Raw genomic sequence first — 19943 nt, 5'->3', positions numbered from 1 at the left:
GCCGACGTGTCGACTATGGCACGATCGGTCTGTCTTTGGTTGACTTCGTCGGGGCACGGTCTCATGCCCCTTCAGCCGACCCGTTTCGCGGCAGCCAGGGTCCGATATCGCCGTCGACTGGTGCATCGTGAGCCGTTCATCGTTGCCCTCTACGAAGGTCACCCACTTTGCGAGAAAAAAACCGTGACGCTGCGCAACCTCGATGACGAGCGCATAATTCTGTACCCGGACGCGCCCGTGCACGGGCTGGCGCAAGAGGTGACGGCAGCATTTCGTGGCGAAGGCGTCCGGGTGTGTGTCGAACAGGAAGTCGAAGACGTTGTGATGTGCATTGCGCTGGTTGCGAGTCGCTTCGGCGCGAGACGTCGCGCAAACTCATGGACAACTTCAATACGTTTCCTCAGCTTGTGAACTGGGTAGAAAACGGGTGGCGCCGGATTTGACTCTCGCTAATTCTGGAATCTCGCACGCATTGCCAACGGTCATTGGCTGCAGGCGTGTGAGTGCGCGAGTTGCGCGTCATCCCAGAACCGGGCGTAATGCGCCTGCAGTTCATCGCTCTTGCGACGCAGGACCTCTACCGCGTCAGAGAAGAGGCCGCGTTTCTCCTCGCTGGGCAGTCCGATCATTGCCCCCTCAGCGGTGCCAAGCGCGGTGAAGATCCGGACTGCGAGGCGCTCGGTTTCCGTGCGTACGCGGCCGATGCGCTCGCAGATTGTCTCAAGCACCGCGGCATGGTCCTGCAGGTGCCACCCCAGACGATTGAGTCGGAAGCGGACGCTCACACCTGACTCTTCCCACCAGCTACGCTCGAAATCCAGCTCGGCGTCCGTCACCCCCGCTAACTCCTCGAGCAGCTCATTGTGACGCAGCTCCCAGGTCTGCAGCAGATCTGCGGCTGTTCCAAAGTTGGCGGGCGGCGGCCCGTACTTCTTCCAGGTAGCATCCACCGGTCTGGAGCCGTCGTGCCTGACGCCCGCGAAAGCCGCCCGAGCGTTGCGGATCGCCGACCCGTGAGCCCAGAACTCCGCCATCACGCAGTGCACGATGTTGTTGCGGACCGTGCGCTGCTTGCCCAGCGAATAGTTTTCATGCAAATGTTGGCGGTCCCAGTCGCTGAGGCGCAGACCCTGTAGCGTGCCTTGCAGGGAACGGTACGACTCCTGCCAGTGCTGCAGGATCAACTGGGCTTGCGTGAGCGCAACGCCTTTTGATTGCCGTACTCGTGTCGCGGCGTTTCCGGAGTCCAACAGCGTCTGATAGACGCCGAGGCAGACTTCGCGAAGACAGTCGGAGTAATGCGCCCAACCGCCTTCCCCTGGCGTACCGGGCCAGTCGGCCATGAGCTCCGTATCGGGGATCGCTGTCAGCAGCGAGCAGAACCGCCGCACCTCGTTGGCTATCTCCGATAGCGCCGGCAGTGTCGGTGCAATAGGACCGGCACACGTTTCCTCCGGATAGCGCCCGCTGTTTTGCGCAACGGGTAGCCAATACCGCGCCTCCTCATAGGTCAGCGAGTCGGTAGCCTGCGCGACAACCTCACTCAGCGCCTGGGTGGCAAGCGCGAAGTCGCCGTTGAACAGGTGGCGCTTGTCCACGCCCAGGTGAAGCTGCCCAAGGAACTGCGCGACGCCGATGTCGCCGGCTACGTCGTGGTGCACCCGCGTATACCCAAGATCCAGCCGCGTATGCAGCGGCGCGCCGAGGAACTTGTGGAAGATGTCCCCGTGGCAGGAGACGAGCTGCACCACCGGCGACATGATGAAGATGTGGCTGCCCACGAGGGAAGAGACACGCGTGTCCACCCTCCCCTGTTCAACCTCGACCCACATCGGGATGGTGGCCTTGCCGATCGCGCTCTGGACTGCCTCGTTGGACAGTACCTCTCGTTCCAGCCGCTGGCAGCCGTCGCACGATTTGCTGTGGAAGTAGATCAGGATGGGCTTGTCGCCGGCTGCGGAAGCCGCAATCGCTTCCTCGTGACGGTCTTGCGTGATCCAGTCGATCGTCATGACGGACTCCATGGGTCAGTGCGTGAAAAGAAGGTCATACCGGGCCGGCGCGCAGCCAGCGCAGCAGCGGGCCGATTTGCCACTGTGTCTCGACATACTCGACAAGCCGTTGCGGGACAGGAACTCCGTGCTGTTCTGATTCATGCAGATACGCTCCCTGTAATTCAAGTTCTCTCGGACAACTGAGGATTCGCTGCGCGCTCCAGGTTCCGCTGTCGAGACCGCTGGCCCTCGTAATTGGTGGCCCACACCTCCCCCGTCTCCCCATCTTGCATGACGTATGCCGGCAGCACCGGCATTTTCCCGAGGCCACCCGTGCCATCCACGACGAAGGTCGGCACGGCCGGTCCGCTGATCCAGCCGCGCAGTCCTCGAGCGATCTCGGTCATCTCCGCGAGCGGCACCGTGAACTGCCAGTTCCCCTGGGCGCTATCGTTGGAGTAAACGTAGTAGGGACGTACGCCGATCTCGACCAGGCGCATGCACAGTTCCCGCTGGATAGCGACGCTGTCATTGACGCCGCGCAGCAGCACCGACTGGTTGCCGAGCATGACTCCCGCCCTGCGGAGCATGGCCAGCCGGCGCACCAGCAGCGGCGTGATCTCCTTCGGGTGGTTGATGTGGAGGTTGACCATCTGCACGTTATGCCGGGATAGCAGCTCGCACAGCTCATCGGTGATGCGCGTCGGAAGCTGGACCGGCAGACGCGAACCGATCCGAAGCAGCCTCACATGCGGGGCTTCGGCACGGAGGGCGGCGAGGATCGCGTCGAGCTTTCTGTCGCTGAGTATCAGCGGGTCTCCGCCGCTCAGCAGTACGTCCTCGATCTCCCGATGCGAGGCGATGTAGCGGATACCCGCATCGATAGCGTGGCCGGTGATGGCCGCGTCGGCGTCGGACACCATGCGCTTGCGGGTGCAGTACCGGCAGTAGGCACCGCACGTGTTCTGCACGAGGAACAACACGCGCTGCGGGTATCTGTGCACCACCGACGACCCCGGCTCCCCCATCGCGTTGTCCTCGGCCAGCGAGTCCCGCGCTTCATAGGAGCGGATGACGAGCTCGTTGCTCGTGGGCAAATACTGCCTGCGGATCGGGCACAACGGGTCGATGGGATCCATCAGCTGCGCCATGTACGGCGTGACCCTGAAGTTGAACATCGAATATAGGCCTTCTGGCACGTCCTCCACATGCTCCAGGATGCCGGCGAGCTGTGAGTGGTGGGTGTACCGCCTCGACAGTTGCTGGGCCCACGGCTCGCGCTCGGGGTCGTAGGCCATCAATTCCTCGCGCGTCCTCAGCATGCGAGGCCGCACAGCCACGGTTTGACTGGCACCCGACTGATTTGCGATCGGCCCGTCGGGCGGCACGGCGTTCTGGCAACTCATTGCACCGGCTCCGTCACGAGTTGAACCTTGGCAATCAACTCGTCGATGCTGCGGCGGATGTCCTCGGATGTCGCCGCGCGCAGGGCGAAGGCGATGTAGTCATAGGCGTGCTCAATCTGTCGCCCCAGCTTGACCGAGCGCATCGCGTACATGCAGTTCTCCGCGGACAACGCGGCGCAGTGGAAGCCAGTCAATGTGCGGGGCCGCTGCGCGAAGTTCATCAGCAGCCAACCGGCGGCAGCCTTGTGTCCCAGCCGCCGCAGCCGGGGCTGCAGGCCCAGATCAGCCTCGATGTGAAACTTCAGCAGGTCCATGCCGTAGACATCGATGAAATTGCGGTAGATCTCGCCGCCACCCACCCGGCAAGCGATCTCCAGAAACACCAGATCGTCGGCCTGGTTACGAACCACCTCGAGGTGAAATACCCCTTCGCGCAACGGCAAGGCGTTGACGACCTTTTCAGCGAATTCGACCAGACGCTGATTCAGGACAGGCTCATCGACCTTCACCGACCCGATAGGCTGGGCGTTCACGTAGTGCCGGTAGCAGGTGTTGGTATACGCGTGGGGCACGCAAACGATCTGGCCGTCGCGATACCCTCCGTCAATATGGAAGACCTCGCCTTCGACAAACTCCTCGACGAGCACCGAAGCCGTGGCGGCCGCGAGCGCGGCCGCGGCCTGCTCCGGGGTGTGGCAGATCGTGACGCCCATTGCGGCGGCGCCGTCCGGACGTTTCACTACGCACGGCATGAAGGAATCGGCCTCTACCGTCGCGCCCAGCTCGCGCGGAACACGGATGCCGCTTTCCGCCACGCGACGCTTCATCAGCCGCTTGTCGCGATAGAGCTCCACATCCGCGGCGCGAGGACCGGGGATACCAAGCTCGTCCCGGATGCGGGCAGCCGGAAGCACGCTGAATTCGTCAACGCCAATGACGCGCTCGAACGGAAACGCTTCGTGCAAGCTCAATGCCGCCCTCAGCACCTCGTCGCGGTGATCGAAGTCCTTGACGACGGTCATTCCGTGGATGTGGTCCGGGTCGAGGAAAGTGCGTACCGCCTTTACGCCGCTGTCGTCGCACAGGTAGTGGACTTCATGCGAATCATGGTCCACGTACTGGTGGAAGAAGTGCATCAGGCCACTCCAGTTATTGAGGATCAGGATCTTCACGAGACGTCCTCCTTCAAGGTCGCGCCCAGTTGGCGCATGTGGGTCATCTGGCGGTGTGAGATGAGGGGCAGCAGCGGCCAGCACAACAGGGTAAGGATCGCGGCCGCCGTGCAGGTCTGCGTAACACCGGCGAACTCCGACATCCCCCCCGAGAACAATGCGCCCAGCGGCGCGCTGCCGTAGGAAACCAGGCGATAGAAGGCGTTTGCCCGCCCCAGCAACTGCTCCGGCACCACCTCCTGGCGAAACGTCACGGCAACAGTTCCCCAGAGGCCAACCGCCACGCCGATCGCGACGAACCCTACCAATGCCAACGGCAGGCGGTCCGCAGTGGCAATGATGCCGAGGGCGACTGTCAGGAGAACGATTGCGCCGCGCAACACCCAGGCGTCGCCGAACCAGCGGCGCGCTGGGCCGATGAGCCCTGGCGTGAGGACGGAGCCGGCCGACACTGCCGTGAGCGATGCGGCAAAGAGGTACTGGGTGTCATATCCAAACCGGCGTACATAAAGCACGAGGACACTGAAGAACGCGGTCATCGCAAAGTTTGCCAGTCCCGTCACGACGGCCAGCGTCAGCAAGATTCTGTTGCTGCACACGAAGCGAACCCCGTCGAGGAGATTGTCCCCCCACTGTCCACGGGCCTCCGCGGTGCGAATCTCACGCGGCCTCAGCGTGCTTAGCAGGACCGTTGCGCCGCAATAGGCGATTGCGACGATGACGAATGGAAGCCACTTTGTGACCCCGAACAGCACGGCACCCAATGCGACGCCGAGAAAAGAGTTCATAACCGGCTCGATGACGCTCAACGTTGCGTTGGTCGTGGCAAGCGCATCGGCCTCCACGACTGCTGGCACGAGCGTCGGCTCAGCCGTGTTGACGAACACCTCCAGGACACCCATGGCGAAGATGACCGCCAGCAGCAGCGCCACCCTTCCCCCAAACGCAGCCACGGCCAAAGCGGGCAGCATGAACAGGGCCCGTATTGCATGCGACAACACAAGCGCACGCCTCGCGCCATGCCGGTCCACCACCAGGCCAGCGTACAGCGCAAAAAGCAGCCACGGCAGGTGCGTGAGCGCCGTGCTCAACGCGACGACGAACGGCGAGGTCGAGAGTCCCGCGACGAGCAGCGGGAACGCGGACACCCGGACGCCATCGGCCAGATTCCCGACGGTTGCCGCGAGCAGCAGACGACCGCCTCCACGCGTGCTCATCGGGTGACCTCCAGGTGCTCGTCGATCTCGCGTGCCAGGCGGGGCAACAAGGGCGCGGCCAGCCCCGAAAGTCCGAGCAGCCACTGTCTCGCGCTCGCCGACGGCCGCAATGCCACCCACTCGTCGATGGCCTGAGGAAAGACGGCAATGTCTGCGATGCCATCCTGCATGGCATCGCGCACCGTTCCTCGCAGGCGCGCCAGAACCCCACTCATCTCAGCGGACGGAAGCACAGTTCTGGACGCCTGAGCAATTACTGAGCGCACCAGATCGACCAGCCTGGCGTGAGCCGCCTCTTCGCTGCGAAGTTCGGCTAGAGACAGATCGACGTCTCGCCGCACGTCGAACTTGCGGCAGACGTACATGCGGATCGCTTCTGCATCGCTGCCGCTGACATCGCGCACCCAGATGGCGTGGTTGCCGCTGGTCGACATCTTTCGGCTGTCGAGCGTGTAGAAAGGACTGATCCACTGGTACCTGTACGGCTGGTAATAGCCGGTAGCCATCGCAAGCGCGGAGATGTCGGCCAGCAGCAACCCGGCGTTGTCCTTGCCGTAAGCCAGGATGGAAACCACGTCGCTCCCGGGACAGAAGGCGTTTTCTTTCAGATCGAGGGGTGCGCGAGCGAGGTCGCCAAGGAGCAACTGCTCCACCAGCGTGAAGTTGCGGTTATAGACGACCGCTCCCTCGGCCAGCGACAGGCCCCAGCTGTCGACATTGGTCCATTGCAAGTGCAGTTCGGGCGCATCGAGACGTCCGGTCACGAGAGGCAGGTACTGCTGCGCGCAAGGGAGAGACTCGAGATAGGCACGCAGCCCTTGAACGGGCGCGGTCACGAATTCAAGCGTCACGGCATGCCAGTGGATTGCCGAACCGTCGATCGTCTCCGGGTCGATCAGCTCGGACGGCAACAGCGAACGGCCGCACAGGTCGCAGGAGTATCCCTTGACGGCCGCCTTGCAGTAAGCGCAGCGGCCGCGAAGCCAGTTCCCGCCAAGTGGTCGTCCCGTCTCGTCAAATGGGAATTGCGCCACACGACGACTCACTCGAGGGCCGTACGTCTCGCGCAACTGCTCCACCAACTGGCGCGCGAGCGCGGAGTGTGCCGCGTCGGCATAGTTGATCAGCCCATCGATGTGAATGTCGAGATACCGAAGCTCCGCCGTGATCTGGGTCGTGACGAGCGCGGCGTGTTCCTGCGGCGTGCGGCCATTGCGTTGCGCCGCTATGCAGACCGCATTGTCGAAGACATCGAAGCCGCCGTAATAAGCCACCCGGTTGCCTTGCTGCTCCTGATACCTCCGGAACACATCCAGCGGCAGATATTGCGCGCCCACGTGCCCCAGGTGCAGGGCACCGTTCGGTGTCGGCATGGCCGCCACCAGGAGGTACTTTCTGGGTGCCATTAGTATTCGCTCCGCCTACCAGGAAAAGAATCCGTCCACGTCTCCAGCACACCATGTGCGCCACTGGGTCGCGGTGTGCGCAAAGGCAAAAAACACTGCGCTACGCCTCGATGCGGCAACCACTGTCGGTCGAAGCAACCGAACACTGACTCACCTTATGCCGGTGTAATGCACAGAACGGGCCACCCATATGGCGAAGTTGCGTGTGAGCCCTGTAACTGCCTGACATCGCCGCGCCGTGCCGTCCCGGGCGGGCGCGGGTTGATGACTTTAAAGTCAGCGTGAGAGAGGTGTGATGGCGTTCACCCAACACATACGCGCTACCTGTTGGCAGAAATCTGTGAGGAGTCGCTTCTGTTCGAACGCGCCCGCTTCGAGTTGCCCAACTATGAAATCACGTGGCGCTCATCTGTTACCTCAAGTTAATGGTGCTTTAACTTCGAGCGTCGTTGTGCGGAAAAAATCTCGTGCAGACTGCCCCTCGTCGTTGCGGTAGACGACCGTATGAGTGGCCACCTTTTAAATCGCCGTTAAGCACAGAAAAAATGGAGACAAAAATGGATGACACGCGTCGCGTAACAATCAAAAAATGCTCTGGCAAAGTTGGCGCTCTCGCCGCCGCCGGGATGTTCTCCCTAAGCTTCAACGCCATGGCCGGTGTGACGTCGGTTCCCACCGTCCTTTTCATGGGAAGCAGCGTCACCTGGGGCTATACCGAAGTTGAAGGCTTTGGAGTGGGTACTGTTACAGACTTGAACGGTTGCACTGAGACGGAGGGCGGATGCAAAGCGATCGGCGGTGTGCCGGCCATGTTCAAGGCACTTGCCAAAGAGGCCGGCCTGAACTACGACGTCTCAATGGAGATGATCCCCGGATCGTCTCTGACGCAGCATTACGATACAAAAAGAGACGTTATCGATCGAGCGTGGGACAAGGTTGTCATGAATGGGCAAACTACCCTTGACTTTGATGCACCTGGAAATCCCATGCGCATCACCAGCGATCTTGGGCTGCTCGGTGCAATGTGGCGCGTCAAGAATCCAGCCATCGAAATAGATCTGCTCTCGACATGGTCCCGGGCAGACCTCGTTTATGCAACGCCGTCGAGCCTTTGGTACGGAACACCGATTCAACAAATGGCGAAACACGTCCAGGCTGGATATCAGTTTGCAGTAGCTGCGAACCCCACGGTGAACGCGAAGGTCATGCCGGTGGGCCTAGCCTGGAACCGGGCGATGAAGGACGGTATCGCCGACCCTAACCCGTATGACGGTATCAGCCCAGGCAAGGTAGACCTGTGGCGCGCCGGGCTGCCGCCAGAGTCCAGCAACAACTACCACGCGAGCCGTTTTGGAAGTTATCTGGAGTCACTGGTGATCTTTGGCAGTCTCACGGGCATTGATCCTCGGCAACTAGGTGCCGAAGAGCAGGTCGCGCGAGCGCTTAACATCCCTCCTCGAGAGGCCGGCGCGTTGCAGGCTGTCGCATCTGAGCAATTACGTGCCTCGCGAAGCGCGGATAAAGCGATGGATGAAGCTGGAGAGACAAGTGGTGGTTTGGACTCGAACACTTTCCGCTAACCTGAATCAGGGTTCACGCACCTGGCCTGGCGATAGATTCAAATAGGCTTTCCTCAAGCGCAAGCAAATCATGCCGGACAACGTATGTGTTCGCGGGCGGCCTTAGGCCGCCCCTTTGTTGCTCGTGTGCTTACCGGGTCCCGCGCAATGCCCGGGCAGGTACGCAGAGCAGCACAACCAAACCCGCAAGCACCTGCAAAGCGGCCAAAATATAGAGTCCGCTAGTAAAGCTGCCGGTGGTGGTCTTCGCCCAGGCCATGATGGCCGGGCTGACGAAGCCGCCGATCAGCGCAAGGCTGTTGATCAGGGCGATGCCACCGGCTGCCGCGGTACCGGACAGGTAGGAGGTTAGCAGCGCAAAAAACAGCGGCATGCCGGTGAAGATCGTCGCGGTGGCGATCGCAAAGGCAACCAGCGCCAGCGTCAGGTTGCTGGTGGTCGCCGCGATCATGACCAGGGCCGCACCGCCGATGAACGCGCAACCAGCCAGGTGCCAGCGCCGCTCCATCTTCACGTCGGAATGACGGCTGATAAAGATCATGCCCAGTGCACCGACACCGTAGGGAATCGTGGAGTACAGACCGACGTCGAATACATCCTTAACGCCGGCATTCTTGATAATGGTCGGCAGCCAGAAGCTGACCGCGTATATGCCGCAGATAATGGCGAAATACACGAACGCAAGCAGGTAAATGCGCGGATCCTTAAGTGCATCACCAAACGTACGGCGGCGATCCGCTCCGTTCTGTTCGGGCTCGCTAGCCAGATGGTGCTCGATAATGTCTTTTTCGCGGCGAGTCAGCCACGTGGCATCGCGAGGACGATTGACCAGCACGTACGGCACCAGCAGACCGAGTACAACCGCGGGTATGCCTTCAAGCACGAAAAGCCATTGCCAACCCGCCATGCCGTAGACGCCCGCCAGATGCGTCATGATGGCGCCCGAAACCGGGCTACCGATCACACCGGCAATGGTTATGGCGCTGCTGAATATGCCCAACATGCGAGCGCGGCGCGTCTCCGGATACCAGTAGGTCAGGTACAGGATGGCGCCGGGCACAAAACCGGCTTCGAATACGCCAAGCATGAAGCGCATGACGTAGAACTCGATCGGGCTGGAAATAAACCTCATGCAGGCCGACACCACGCCCCAGCAGATCAGGACGCGCATCATGGTCTTGCGCACGCCGATCTTCTCAAGCATCAGGTTGCTTGGCACTTCGAAGAGAAAGTAGCCCGCGAAAAAAATGCCGGCCCCGAGTCCATACACCGCGTCGCTGAAACCCAGGTCATGCTGCATCTGCAGTTGTGCGAACCCAACATTGATGCGGTCCAGATAGGCGACCAGATAGCCGACAAACAGGAATGTCACGACTCTCCAGCTAACCTTTCTGTAGGTTGCTGCCACTTCGTCGTTAGCGTAAGGGGCGCGTTTATCCACCGCGCCCGTGATTGTGTGGTCCATCAAGTCTCTCCGTCATCTTCAGGGGAACTGGCGCATCACGCTGCGGCCATGAGCCATACCGGGTGTTTCAATGCTCAAACAAATGAGTCCGAATTCAAATAGATAGCCGTGCGACCCGTATCGCTAGTAATACAGACATGGGTTGCGAGAACGCAGGCTGGTTATGGACTCTTTCCAGCATGGTCATAACCAGCGTCGTTGCGCCGCGTTGCCTTTACCGTGAGGGACTGTGCAGGCTTCAGGCGCCAACGCCGTCCGGTACGGTCAGCAGCGTCGCGCTCCTGAGGAAGGCCTCGCAACTCTGCAGTTGTGCGAGTTCGACGAACTCATCTGGACGGTGCGCCTGCTCAATGTTGCCAGGGCCGCAGACTACCGTAGGTACGCCTGCACTCGAGAAGTAGCCCGCTTCCGTGCCGTAGGCGACCTTGCGGCGGACTGAATCGTGCGTGAGCGCCCTGGCCAGCTGGACGATCGCGGACGCCTCCACTTCGGAAAGTGAGGGAGCAGCCCCCAGGCAGGAGAATGTCACGCTGGCGCCATCGAACACGGCTTTCATCTGTGCTTCGAGGTCCGCCCCATACGCCTCGATGAGGCGCACCAGATGGCGCACATCGGTGCCGGGCAAGTCCCGGATCTCGAAATCGAACTCACATGCGTTCGGTACCGTATTCAGCGCAACCCCGCCCCGCACCAGCCCGGTTTGCGCCGTCGTGTACGGCACGTCGAAGTCCTTGTCGAAGGGGCCCGTGCGGCGAAACTCATCCGCCATGTCGCGGATGAAGCAGATGAGCCGGGCTGCATATTCGATTGCATTGACGCCCGACGGGGTCAGCGACGAATGGACGGAGCGGCCCACCACGCAGCATCGATAGTGATTCAGGCCCTTGTGGGCAATAACCGGGCGCATGGACGTCGGCTCGCCCACAATACAGCCTGTGGGGCGGATCCCGCGCTCACGCATGTCGGCAAGGAGCAGAGGCACGCCGAGACAACCGACTTCCTCGTCAAACGAGAATGCAAGATGAACCGGCTCCGTGAGGTGCGCGTTAGTCAGCTCCGGCACAAGGGAAAGCAGGACGCCAAGGTACCCTTTCATATCGGCGCTACCCCGTCCGTACAGACGGTCGTCTTTGATCACTGCGCGGAAGGGGTCGGTGTGCCAGTCCTGGCCGTCCACCGGAACGACGTCCGTATGGCCCGAGTACAAAATCCCGCCTTCCACGCGTCCGTCCGCGGCGGGAATCGTCGCAAACAGATTGGCCTTGGTCTTGTGGGCGTCGTAGGTGAGGTGTGTCTTCAGGCCGACGCCCCCAAGAAAGTCACGGACCGTCTCTATCAGGCCCAGGTTCGAGTTCCGGCTGACCGTCTCGATCTCCACCAGTCGGGAAACCCATTCCACGGCTGCCGAAAGGGGGTTGCTATCGTTGCGTACATTCATATGCGTTTCGGTGTCTACATCACGTTCAGATACTGGAAGGGTGGGCGTTCGCTGCGAATCGTGCATTTCCTCATTGCCGGAAAACCCGATTTCTCCAGCTCCAACTCGCGTGCCCGTAGAGCCGCATTACCCACTCCGTTCCCGGAAAATTAAGTGTCGTCGGCGTCGCCCTCCAAGCGCGGCCGGCCGGACATGAAGTGCTGCGGCGCGCCGCCAGCCTCCCTTTGATCAGGGCGGGCCGCCGGCAACAGGATGTCAAAGCCAGGGAAAGCGCGAAATCCTCTTCGTGGTCGGTGCGCTCGACGTGGCGCGATGAAAGGCGTTGCCTTGAGCGACTTTGACTACGAACGCGGCTAGGAAATACATGGAATGCTCCGAAATAGGCAGGCGACGCGATAATTCCTCGTGATTCGTCTCCAGGTTATTTAACGTGGCCCATGCTAGAACATCAAAAATCCGAAAACCCCTGTACCAGTTAAACCAGCTTTAACTTTAACTTTGTAATCCGCGAAGTTTGGTAGAAGTCTCGCGACGCAAGTTGCGTTCGGACGCTCTCACAAATATCAGCCCACCCAGGCCGGCATGCGACCCACCGCTCACCGTCAGGCGACAGACCTCCGCCGGGGACGATGCCGTGTACCTCATTGCAAATCTGTAATGGCCCTGTCCGTTTCGCGTTAAGTTCTATCTGCTATTTTCGAAATGGCTTCCGCAATTGCATCACGACCGGGGCACATTCGTAGACCGTCCGACGTCGTGCGCCTTCCCCCGCATGAACCTGAGTTTCTTCAAGCAATGGTTAAGAAGCCCTGCAATCGTAGGCGCAGTGGCGCCTTCGTCGCGTTGTCTCGCCGATGCCATGGCTGACGGCGTTGAGGCGTTCGAGGTGATCGTCGAGGTGGGAATTGGCATCGGAGTCGTGACAGACTCCCTCGTGCGCCGGCACCCGTCCGCGCGGCTGACAGTTTCGATTGGTTGTAGTTCTGCTTTGGGCCTGCTGCGCTCCCTTTCAGCGAGGTGCGCATTTTTGCGCAAGAGTCAGCTGCGTGTAATCGAATTCGGCACTTCGCTGCAGAGGGTTGTGCTCCCATGTTAGGCTTCCCGCGGTCCTCGCATGCAGGTTGTCGAGGAACCTGTGTTTCGTTCTGTGTCTGGAGGGTTTGTGTCTTTTGAACATCGTGGTTTTCGCGTGACCGCCGATGCTGCGGCGGATGAGCTTGGCGTTCAGTGGGTATGCCATGCCGTGATTGAACGTACCGACGGGGATAAGGGCAAAGGCACGCCCCCGGCAATCGAACTGGTCATTCCAAGGGCCAAGATCGACCCACTGATGGCACTCAGTGCGCTTGAGCATCGGGCTCGAACCGAGATAGATGATTGGCATGAAAGAGGGCAAGCGTAGGTGTGTTTCTTTGCCCACGTGGAGCCACCTTTCCGCTTCTGAGTGAAACTGCGAACGCCGCCGCCTATATCCCGGGCTAGGTATTCGGAGAGCCGATAGGCGCGCATATCGACGGTCGCAACGTAGTCTGCGCGCCAGCATTCCCCAAGCCAAGTTCTTCCCCGTGGCGGATAGTGAGGACCCGGTCCCACGACCAACTTCCTTGGCCGGTAGAGTCGAGATCCACATCCCGCTCATCGACCAGACATGCAGATCTCCTGCAACAACTCCCGGGTCTCTTGCCGCACCGTCTTGAGAGCGGTCATCGCATGAATCTTTTCGACCATGCGCCGGATACTCTTATTCGACGGACGCATGTCCATACGGGCCTTGCCAGTCGTTGCGGAGTACAGCCGCCCATACGTGTAGCCCAGGAAGTCGAGTTCGCCTTCCGGCACCTTGCCGATTCGTGTCACCGTTTGCCACATTCGTGACGCCCGCCGGATCGGTCCACTCACATCACAACGATCACGACCAGGATTCGCCATTCCTCATTGTTCAAGACGGTGGTCTTTACTATCACTGCCGGACAATAGGCTTCGAGACCCGTTAAGAACAGTGATCTTCGAACGCGGAGACGATGCCCTCAATCATTGCTGCGATGCGCGCGGTTTGCCGAAGGTCTTGATGCGTGACGAGCCAGATTTCGTAGACCGCCCCACGTGCGGGTTCCGGCCATATCTGCACGAGGCCGTCGTGTTCAGCCAGGTGTATCGGAAGCTCACCGATGCCGAGGCCGGCCTTTACCGCGGTACGCAGCATGAGGCTGGAATTGAAGGTCGATACGATGCGCCCCGCGTGTATCGGTTCGCCAGCCAGAGTCGGTGATCGATTACCGGTCCAGTTTCCCTGATAGACAACAAGATCGTGGCCCGCGAATGCGGAGCCAGCGGCGGGCTTGCCGTGCTGCTCGAGATAAGCATTCGATGCAAAGAGCGCCATGGGCCAGCGAGCAAGGCGCCGCGCGATCAGATCGGGATTGTCCGGCCTGACTGAGCGGACCGCGATATCCGCTTCACGCTTTGCCAGATTTAGCATGCGTGTCGACGTGTCCAGCAGGACGCGCACTTCGGGATGTGCAGCATGCAGGCGTTCGATGGCGGGAAGCAGGAATTCGAGCGCGATCGAGTCGGTGCTGGTGACTCTTACCTCCCCCGCAAGCCGTGTATCCGTGCCTTGAGTTCGTCTGACGAGTTCGTGTGCGGAGTGTTCCATTTTCTCCGCTGATTTCAGCGCGGCCTCGCCTGCGGCGGTCAAGGCGTAACCGTCAGAGGTGCGCAGGAAGAGCGTTGCACGTAGGGCGTGCTCTAGTGCCGCAATCCGTCTGCCGACTGTCGCCTGATCGAGATTGAGCGTTCTGGCCGCTCCACGAAGCGTCTTTTCGCGCTCCACCGCGAGAAACACTCGCGCGTCATCCCAGTTCATCGTGCCGCCCTCCCTGATGCAAATTTGCATCCCACCACGTGAATAATGCTGCACATATTCATCAATGTCGATGCCTATACTGAACGCAAGAGTTCCTCGTTCAACGATCCGCCCGGATCAATCGAGCCTCATCTATAGAAGGAGTGGTATCCATGTCTGCTTCAACTTATCGTGTGCCGTCGTCCATGACGGCTATTGAAATCAAACAGCCCGGCGGTCCTGAGGTCCTCGTGCCAACTACGCGCCCGGTGCCGATGCCGGCCGCCGATCAGGTTCTGATCCGCATCCACGCGGCTGCCGTGAACGGTCCAGACGTTTTCCAGCGCAAAGGACTGTATGATCCGCCCCCCGGCGCTTCGGACATCCCAGGGCTGGAAGTGGCAGGTCAAGTGGTTGCCGTTGGCTCCGACGTGTCCCAATTCCGGCTTGGCGAACTGGTGTGTGCATTGATTCCCGGCGGTGGCTACGCAGAATATGCAGTCGCGCACGCCTGCAACACGATGCATGTCCCCAAAGGCCTGACGCTGGTGGAAGCGGGCGCCATGCCCGAAACGTTTATGACGGTATGGCTGAACCTGTTTCAGCGCGGCAAGCTGGTTGCCGGTGAATCGGTGTTGATCCATGGCGGCGCGTCGGGTATCGGTACCACGGCGACCATGCTGGCGAAGGCATTCGGCGCTGCGAAAATCATCACGACAGTTGGCTCGCAGGCGCATCGGGAGGCCAGCCTGGCGCTAGGCGCAGACCTCGCGATAAATTACCGCGAGGCAGATTTCGTCGCCGAAACGAAGCGGTTTACAGATGGAAGAGGCGCCGACGCGATCCTCGACATCATTGCCGGCGACTACGTGGCTAGAAACTATGACGCCGCAGCCATGGACGGACGGATCCTTCAGGTGGGCGTGATCAAGGGGCCGGCGAAGGATCTCAGCGTCGTGCCGATGTTGACGAAACGTCTGACGCATATGGGCTCAACATTGCGATCGCGCACCTCCGCGGACAAGGCGACCATCATCAATGAACTGGAGCGGCAGGTCTGGCCGCATATCGAAAGCGGCAAGATCAAGCCGGTTGTCTACAAGACCTTTGCGCTTGCCGATGCTCGCGGCGCCCACGAGCTGATCGATTCCGGCACACACTTTGGAAAGATTGTCCTTACGACAGGTGCCGATCTCATTGGCTGAAGTCCAGCTTGCCGCCAAAGCGGCAAGCCTCTTGCTGGTTCCTGAGTGAGTGATTCCCCCTGATTGCCTGCAGTTGCCTCCCAGAACGTCGGCACATCTGAACCCAAAACGTCCGTTTCGCAACGACTCGCGATCGCGAGAATCGTGGCCGAATAGCGGCGTTTACCGGCGGACGCACATTTATTCCGACCTCGCTCGAGATTATTCGAGGTGCTTCGATCGAGCCGGATCTCTTTCAGAAGCGCGGGAATATCCAGCGACGAAGCAGCGTCTACTCAATGCACATCGCACCACCTTAACTCAACACTCAGGAGTCTAAAATGATTAAGTCCATTGTGATCGCCATTTCACTGACCACGCTCACCCTGTCGAGTGCATTCGCTCAAAACAAAACCGACGCCGATATTTATCGAACCCCGAGCGAAACACAGCAAAACGATCCGAACCATGTCATCGAAACTTCGCCGCCGGCGTTAAATCCGGCCTACGCCACGCATCGAGTCACGCGTGCCGAGGTCAGGCATGAACTCGAGGAATTGGAAGCGGCGGGTTACGACCCGGCCCAAGGCGACGACAGTTCGTACCCCGCCGATCTTCAGGCAGCGGAAGCGAAGGTTGCCGCCAAACATCGAGCGGAAAGAGACGCGGCAATGAGCGCGAGTCAGAACGGGCAGACGAAGACGACGCCTTGAAGCAGTGACTACGCCACTGGCGGCGTTCGCATAGGCCATCAGAGCCGACAAGATGGAAGAAGTGGAGGACGCGATGGCGGCGACCGGGCACGTCACGTGCTTCCCCCTACTCCTGGTACGAAGCTTATTGTTCGACGGACAACCAGGAGCCGAAAATGAATGCAAAAAAACTGATTTGCGCTGCTGCTCTCACCGCTATCTGCGCCTCGCAAGGCGCCATCGCTCAAGTCGCCGGGCTGCAACCGCTCGGCGGCACGGTCGAGCAGACCAACGCGCTATTGAAGGGCTGGAGCGTGCGCCGGGCGCTGGTCGACGAGCCGGTCTACAACGATCTCAACGACAAGATCGGCAGCATCTATGACGTGATCATCTCGCCGGACCGTAAGGCGACCTACGCGGTCGTCTCGGTCGGCGGCTTCCTCGGCATGGGCAAGCACTACGTGGCGATTCCGGTCGACCACTTCGAGATCCGCGACGGCAACCTGTTCCTCGCCGGCGCGACCAAGGACGCTTTGAAATCCGTGCCGGAATTCGAGTACAACAAACTCGAAAAGGCGACCAAGCCGCATAAGGTCAAGACTGAGTAGTGGCGTTAGTGGCGTTATCGCCGTCGTCCCGGTCGATGGCTCGCGCGTGATGGCGCGGGCCTCGTCCGTTCAAGCGCTCATTTCCCATACCTCATTTCCCATACATATCGATTCGTCGAGCATGAGGTGCCGCGGCAATTGACCGTCGAGCCGCAACTGTCGCGCACGATCGTGTCGCTGTTCGCGAATGGCGCGGGCGTCGCGCTGCTCGATGCGGTGACCGCGGCCTACGCGGGGAAAGATGTGGCCGTGCGGCCGTTCGAGCCGCAATTGCCCGATCCGGTCTATCTCGCGAGCGCGGCGGCGCAATCGCTCTCAGCGGTCGCTTCCACGTTTGTTGTGCGTGCGCGCAAGGCGCTGGGGGATCTGGTCGCTTGAGAAGAGGGATTCGGGATTCTTAACCTCAGTCACTCGCGCCAGTCACCAGTTGCAGTGGTGTTTCAATGACCCGCGACAATTCACTCTGCTTTCTCTGTTCAGTCACGGCCTTCAACGCTACATCAACACCGAACACAGCTTGCCGTTCGGCAAACTGGTTCATCGTCGCGAGCACGCGGCCGTCCGCGAGCAGCGGCCTGATCGCGTCGTTGTCGTTATAGCCGGTGACATACACACCGCCGGTTCTGCCCGCATCGCGAACGGCATCCACCGCGCCCATTGCCATATTGTCGTTACCGCATATCAACGCACGAATCTGCGGATAGCCCCCGAGCATCCTCGACGCAACGTCCCGTCCTTTCCCGTAGTCCCAGTCGCCGGCTTGTATGCCGACGAGCTTCATGCCGGCCGCGCTCATTGCGTCCTGGGCGCCGGCCGTGCGTTGCTGCGCATTGCGGTCGGCGGAACTCCCTTCGATAATGCCGACCTGATCGCCTGGCTTGAGCCGTCGCGCCAGATAATCGCCCACCTGCTTCGCGCCCTTGCGATTATTCGGGCCGACGAAGGGCACGGAAATGTGGGCGGCATCCTGCGACGCGTCATCAAGCGGGTTATCGATGGTGACCATGATGATGCCGGCCTTGATCCCTCGCGCCACGATCGCGGTCAGCGCCTTCGAGTCAGTCGGCGCGATGACGATCGCGTTCATCCGGGCCTTGATCAACTCGTCCACCATGCGGATCTGCGCGGCCGTGTCGTTCTCCGTTGCCGTTCCGCGCATGGTCAAGCCGAACTGCGACGCAAAATGCTTCTGATAATTCTGCGCGGCGTTCGCCATTGCTACCGTGAACGGATCATTCATCGACTTCAACACGAGGGCGATCTTCAGCTTGCCGCTCTGCATGGCATCGACACCGGCCGCACCGGTCAGGCCTGCCGCAGCAAGCGTGCCGGCAACCAGCACGCGGCGGCGCATCTTCTGCGTCATTGATTCTGTCTCCTTAGGCGTGGCGGACGAAGGGTTGCATTGTGTTCACACAAACATCGGATCAAATGGCTGCCAACGCTGCCGCGTCCCGATCCCCGGCGCCCGCTAGCCGCCGCAACACGGCAACGATATCCTCGAATAGCGGCCGGCTGCCGACATCGTCGCTCAAGCAGGCCTCTTTCAACGCCACCAGCTTCGCCGCAGTGGGCGCGTCTGCATCCAGCCAGTCGCATCGGTCGATCAACTCCTCCAGCAGGCAACCATACGCCCTGACTTCCACGCGCTGCAACGCGGGGTTGAGATCGCGATGATCAGTGGCATAGAAAGACGCCGCGCCAAAATCGCCCAGCAGCGCGCGACCCTTGCCGCCGTGCAGAATATTGTGTGCGTACAGATCGCCATGCATCACGCCTTGCCGATGCAGATGACATGCTGCCGATGCGATGCCGTATGCAATGCGTAACGCCGAAGCCAACTCGAAGCGCGTGCCAGCGCTATAAATGTCGCGCGTGCATGACTCGAGGCTCGGTGGTCCAGCAAGGTTTGTGAATTGCGGATCGATCAGCTCCATCACCAGACCATGTGCGCTTGCCGGATGGTCCTTCACTTTACCCACCACCGGAATCAGGTTCGGATGATCGCCGGCGCGAATGCAGGCCGCCATCTCGCAGTCCGGCAATCCGTCGCTGGTGACGGCGCCCTTGAACAGCTTGACGGCCACGGGTCGCTTCGCCTTGTCATGACGCGCCAGAAGCGCCGCACGATAAATCACACCGGACGCACCCTCGCCTAGCTGCTGTTCGAGTTTCAAGTCGTCCCATCCAATGTGGGCGATCGGCGTATCGATCAAGGCCGCCGTTTCCAGTGCCTCGCTGAACGGATTGCCGGCGAATGCCAGCCAGGAAAGCCGCGGCAGACGCAACAGCCATACGGGCAGTTCGCCGAGTTGATTGGCCGCGAGACGCACCAGTTCGAGCCGCGAGCAGGCGGCCAATTCCTCAGGCAGCGTCCGCAACCGGTTACCGGCGAGCATCAACTTCTGCAGCTGTGCGCAGGCGCCGATTTCCGGCGGCAGTGATTCGATCTCGTTGTCGGTGAGGATCAGCCAACGCAGCAGCGGCGGCAGCGATGTCCCCGACACCTTGCGGATGCGGTTCGCCTTGAAACCGACCATGCTCAGCTGCGGGCACTGCCCGAGGACTTCCGGCAATTCCGTGAACGGGTTGTCAGAAGCAAAGAGGATGCGCAACTTGCCGAGCCGCGGCAAATCGTCGGGCAGCGACGTGAGGGCATTGCCCGACAAATCGAGAATTTCCAGCGTGTCGGCCAGATCGAAAATCTCGCGGGGAAATTCGCTCAGCCCGCACGCCAGTTTGAGCCGGCGAGTACCCGCCAGTTGTCCGGCCCGCAGTTGTTCGAGAGTGGTTGCCACGATCGTAGAGAAGATATCCGGTTGCCGGTGAGCGATATGCCAAGATATCAATTCTACTGAGTCGCGGGCTACGCGCGGAATTGGATAGCAAGATCCGGCGTGACCTCGGCGAGGACGCGGTTTAAGCTGTCAGGTATC

Annotated in this window: 18 protein-coding genes; 7 read left to right on the top strand and 11 right to left on the bottom strand. The window is 60.6% G+C overall.

Annotation, left to right across the window (positions count from 1 at the left end; genetic code table 11):
* The first annotated feature begins 15 nt into the window (after nt 1–15).
* On the top strand, nt 16–411 hold the full coding sequence (locus P0D84_RS24375) for a LysR substrate-binding domain-containing protein (RefSeq protein ID WP_408341166.1): 396 nt from the start codon (nt 16–18) through the stop codon (nt 409–411).
* 71 nt (nt 412–482) lie between these two features.
* Here the strand turns inward: P0D84_RS24375 and P0D84_RS24370 are convergent, their stop codons facing one another.
* The 5 genes from P0D84_RS24370 to P0D84_RS24350 form a co-directional block, all read right to left on the bottom strand.
* A complete protein-coding gene (locus P0D84_RS24370) occupies nt 483–2012 on the bottom strand; it encodes a thioredoxin family protein (protein ID WP_408341164.1) in 1530 nt (509 codons plus the stop codon).
* Between the two features lie 164 nt (nt 2013–2176).
* Nucleotides 2177–3400 (bottom strand): KamA family radical SAM protein, encoded by a 1224-nt coding sequence (locus P0D84_RS24365; RefSeq protein WP_408341162.1) that lies wholly within the window; start codon nt 3398–3400, stop codon nt 2177–2179.
* The gene (locus P0D84_RS24360; RefSeq protein ID WP_408341160.1) at nt 3397–4572 is read right to left on the bottom strand and encodes an ATP-grasp domain-containing protein; all 1176 of its coding nucleotides are present in this window, start codon (nt 4570–4572) and stop codon (nt 3397–3399) included. Before P0D84_RS24360 ends, P0D84_RS24365 begins: the two co-directional genes overlap by 4 nt.
* Nucleotides 4569–5789 (bottom strand): MFS transporter, encoded by a 1221-nt coding sequence (locus P0D84_RS24355; protein ID WP_408341158.1) that lies wholly within the window; start codon nt 5787–5789, stop codon nt 4569–4571. The genes P0D84_RS24360 and P0D84_RS24355 overlap by 4 nt, the downstream gene beginning before the upstream one ends.
* Nucleotides 5786–7171 (bottom strand): class I tRNA ligase family protein, encoded by a 1386-nt coding sequence (locus P0D84_RS24350; RefSeq protein ID WP_408341156.1) that lies wholly within the window; start codon nt 7169–7171, stop codon nt 5786–5788. The genes P0D84_RS24355 and P0D84_RS24350 overlap by 4 nt, the downstream gene beginning before the upstream one ends.
* Nucleotides 7172–7752: 581 nt before the next feature.
* Between P0D84_RS24350 and P0D84_RS24345 the strand changes: the two genes are divergently transcribed.
* Complete coding sequence (locus tag P0D84_RS24345; RefSeq protein WP_408341154.1) at nt 7753–8775, top strand: PEP-CTERM sorting domain-containing protein; 1023 nt, start codon at nt 7753–7755, stop codon at nt 8773–8775.
* A gap of 130 nt (nt 8776–8905) precedes the next feature.
* Here the strand turns inward: P0D84_RS24345 and P0D84_RS24340 are convergent, their stop codons facing one another.
* Entirely contained in the window at nt 8906–10240 is a 1335-nt protein-coding gene (locus P0D84_RS24340) for an MFS transporter (protein WP_408341152.1), read from the bottom strand.
* 238 nt (nt 10241–10478) lie between these two features.
* Nucleotides 10479–11678, bottom strand: coding sequence for an acetylornithine deacetylase (gene argE / locus P0D84_RS24335; RefSeq protein ID WP_408341150.1), 1200 nt, complete (start codon nt 11676–11678; stop codon nt 10479–10481).
* 1162 nt (nt 11679–12840) lie between these two features.
* Here argE and P0D84_RS24330 point away from each other — a divergent pair.
* A complete protein-coding gene (locus tag P0D84_RS24330; protein ID WP_408341148.1) occupies nt 12841–13080 on the top strand; it encodes a hypothetical protein in 240 nt (79 codons plus the stop codon).
* 233 nt (nt 13081–13313) lie between these two features.
* Here the strand turns inward: P0D84_RS24330 and P0D84_RS24325 are convergent, their stop codons facing one another.
* Together P0D84_RS24325 and P0D84_RS24320 are read right to left on the bottom strand one after the other, a co-directional pair.
* Nucleotides 13314–13547, bottom strand: coding sequence for a hypothetical protein (locus P0D84_RS24325; protein ID WP_408341146.1), 234 nt, complete (start codon nt 13545–13547; stop codon nt 13314–13316).
* 121 nt (nt 13548–13668) lie between these two features.
* A complete protein-coding gene (locus P0D84_RS24320; RefSeq protein WP_408341144.1) occupies nt 13669–14544 on the bottom strand; it encodes a LysR family transcriptional regulator in 876 nt (291 codons plus the stop codon).
* A gap of 152 nt (nt 14545–14696) precedes the next feature.
* Between P0D84_RS24320 and P0D84_RS24315 the strand changes: the two genes are divergently transcribed.
* The 4 genes from P0D84_RS24315 to P0D84_RS24300 all read left to right on the top strand — a co-directional run bounded on the left by P0D84_RS24315 (nt 14697) and on the right by P0D84_RS24300 (nt 17385).
* A complete protein-coding gene (locus P0D84_RS24315) occupies nt 14697–15728 on the top strand; it encodes an NAD(P)H-quinone oxidoreductase (protein WP_408341142.1) in 1032 nt (343 codons plus the stop codon).
* Nucleotides 15729–16048: 320 nt separating this feature from the next.
* On the top strand, nt 16049–16420 hold the full coding sequence (locus P0D84_RS24310) for a DUF4148 domain-containing protein (protein ID WP_408341141.1): 372 nt from the start codon (nt 16049–16051) through the stop codon (nt 16418–16420).
* A 155-nt stretch (nt 16421–16575) separates the two neighbouring features.
* On the top strand, nt 16576–17007 hold the full coding sequence (locus P0D84_RS24305) for a PRC-barrel domain-containing protein (protein WP_408341140.1): 432 nt from the start codon (nt 16576–16578) through the stop codon (nt 17005–17007).
* Nucleotides 17008–17100: 93 nt separating this feature from the next.
* Entirely contained in the window at nt 17101–17385 is a 285-nt protein-coding gene (locus tag P0D84_RS24300) for a LysR substrate-binding domain-containing protein (protein ID WP_408345951.1), read from the top strand.
* Nucleotides 17386–17410: 25 nt separating this feature from the next.
* On the opposite strand, the gene P0D84_RS24295 is transcribed toward P0D84_RS24300, so the two are convergent.
* Entirely contained in the window at nt 17411–18373 is a 963-nt protein-coding gene (locus tag P0D84_RS24295) for a substrate-binding domain-containing protein (RefSeq protein ID WP_408341138.1), read from the bottom strand.
* Nucleotides 18374–18434: 61 nt separating this feature from the next.
* Nucleotides 18435–19805 (bottom strand): leucine-rich repeat-containing protein kinase family protein, encoded by a 1371-nt coding sequence (locus P0D84_RS24290; protein WP_408341136.1) that lies wholly within the window; start codon nt 19803–19805, stop codon nt 18435–18437.
* Nucleotides 19806–19943 lie beyond the last annotated feature (138 nt).

The sequence above is a fragment of the Paraburkholderia sp. RL17-337-BIB-A genome, assembly GCF_046025895.1.
GTDB classification, from domain to species: Bacteria; Pseudomonadota; Gammaproteobacteria; order Burkholderiales; family Burkholderiaceae; genus Paraburkholderia; species Paraburkholderia fungorum_C.
Note: the sequence above shows the minus strand (reverse complement) of the source record. Positions and strands in the feature narration are given on the sequence as shown.

Coding starts and splice junctions, on each gene's coding strand:
- P0D84_RS24375 (WP_408341166.1), top strand. CDS start 16: ATGGCACGATCGGTCTGTCTTTGGTTGACTTCGTCGGGGCACGGTCTC.
- P0D84_RS24370 (WP_408341164.1), bottom strand. CDS start 2,012: ATGACGATCGACTGGATCACGCAAGACCGTCACGAGGAAGCGATTGCG.
- P0D84_RS24365 (WP_408341162.1), bottom strand. CDS start 3,400: ATGAGTTGCCAGAACGCCGTGCCGCCCGACGGGCCGATCGCAAATCAG.
- P0D84_RS24355 (WP_408341158.1), bottom strand. CDS start 5,789: ATGAGCACGCGTGGAGGCGGTCGTCTGCTGCTCGCGGCAACCGTCGGG.
- P0D84_RS24345 (WP_408341154.1), top strand. CDS start 7,753: ATGGATGACACGCGTCGCGTAACAATCAAAAAATGCTCTGGCAAAGTT.
- P0D84_RS24340 (WP_408341152.1), bottom strand. CDS start 10,240: ATGGACCACACAATCACGGGCGCGGTGGATAAACGCGCCCCTTACGCT.
- argE (WP_408341150.1), bottom strand. CDS start 11,678: ATGAATGTACGCAACGATAGCAACCCCCTTTCGGCAGCCGTGGAATGG.
- P0D84_RS24325 (WP_408341146.1), bottom strand. CDS start 13,547: ATGTGGCAAACGGTGACACGAATCGGCAAGGTGCCGGAAGGCGAACTC.
- P0D84_RS24320 (WP_408341144.1), bottom strand. CDS start 14,544: ATGAACTGGGATGACGCGCGAGTGTTTCTCGCGGTGGAGCGCGAAAAG.
- P0D84_RS24315 (WP_408341142.1), top strand. CDS start 14,697: ATGTCTGCTTCAACTTATCGTGTGCCGTCGTCCATGACGGCTATTGAA.
- P0D84_RS24310 (WP_408341141.1), top strand. CDS start 16,049: ATGATTAAGTCCATTGTGATCGCCATTTCACTGACCACGCTCACCCTG.
- P0D84_RS24305 (WP_408341140.1), top strand. CDS start 16,576: ATGAATGCAAAAAAACTGATTTGCGCTGCTGCTCTCACCGCTATCTGC.
- P0D84_RS24295 (WP_408341138.1), bottom strand. CDS start 18,373: ATGACGCAGAAGATGCGCCGCCGCGTGCTGGTTGCCGGCACGCTTGCT.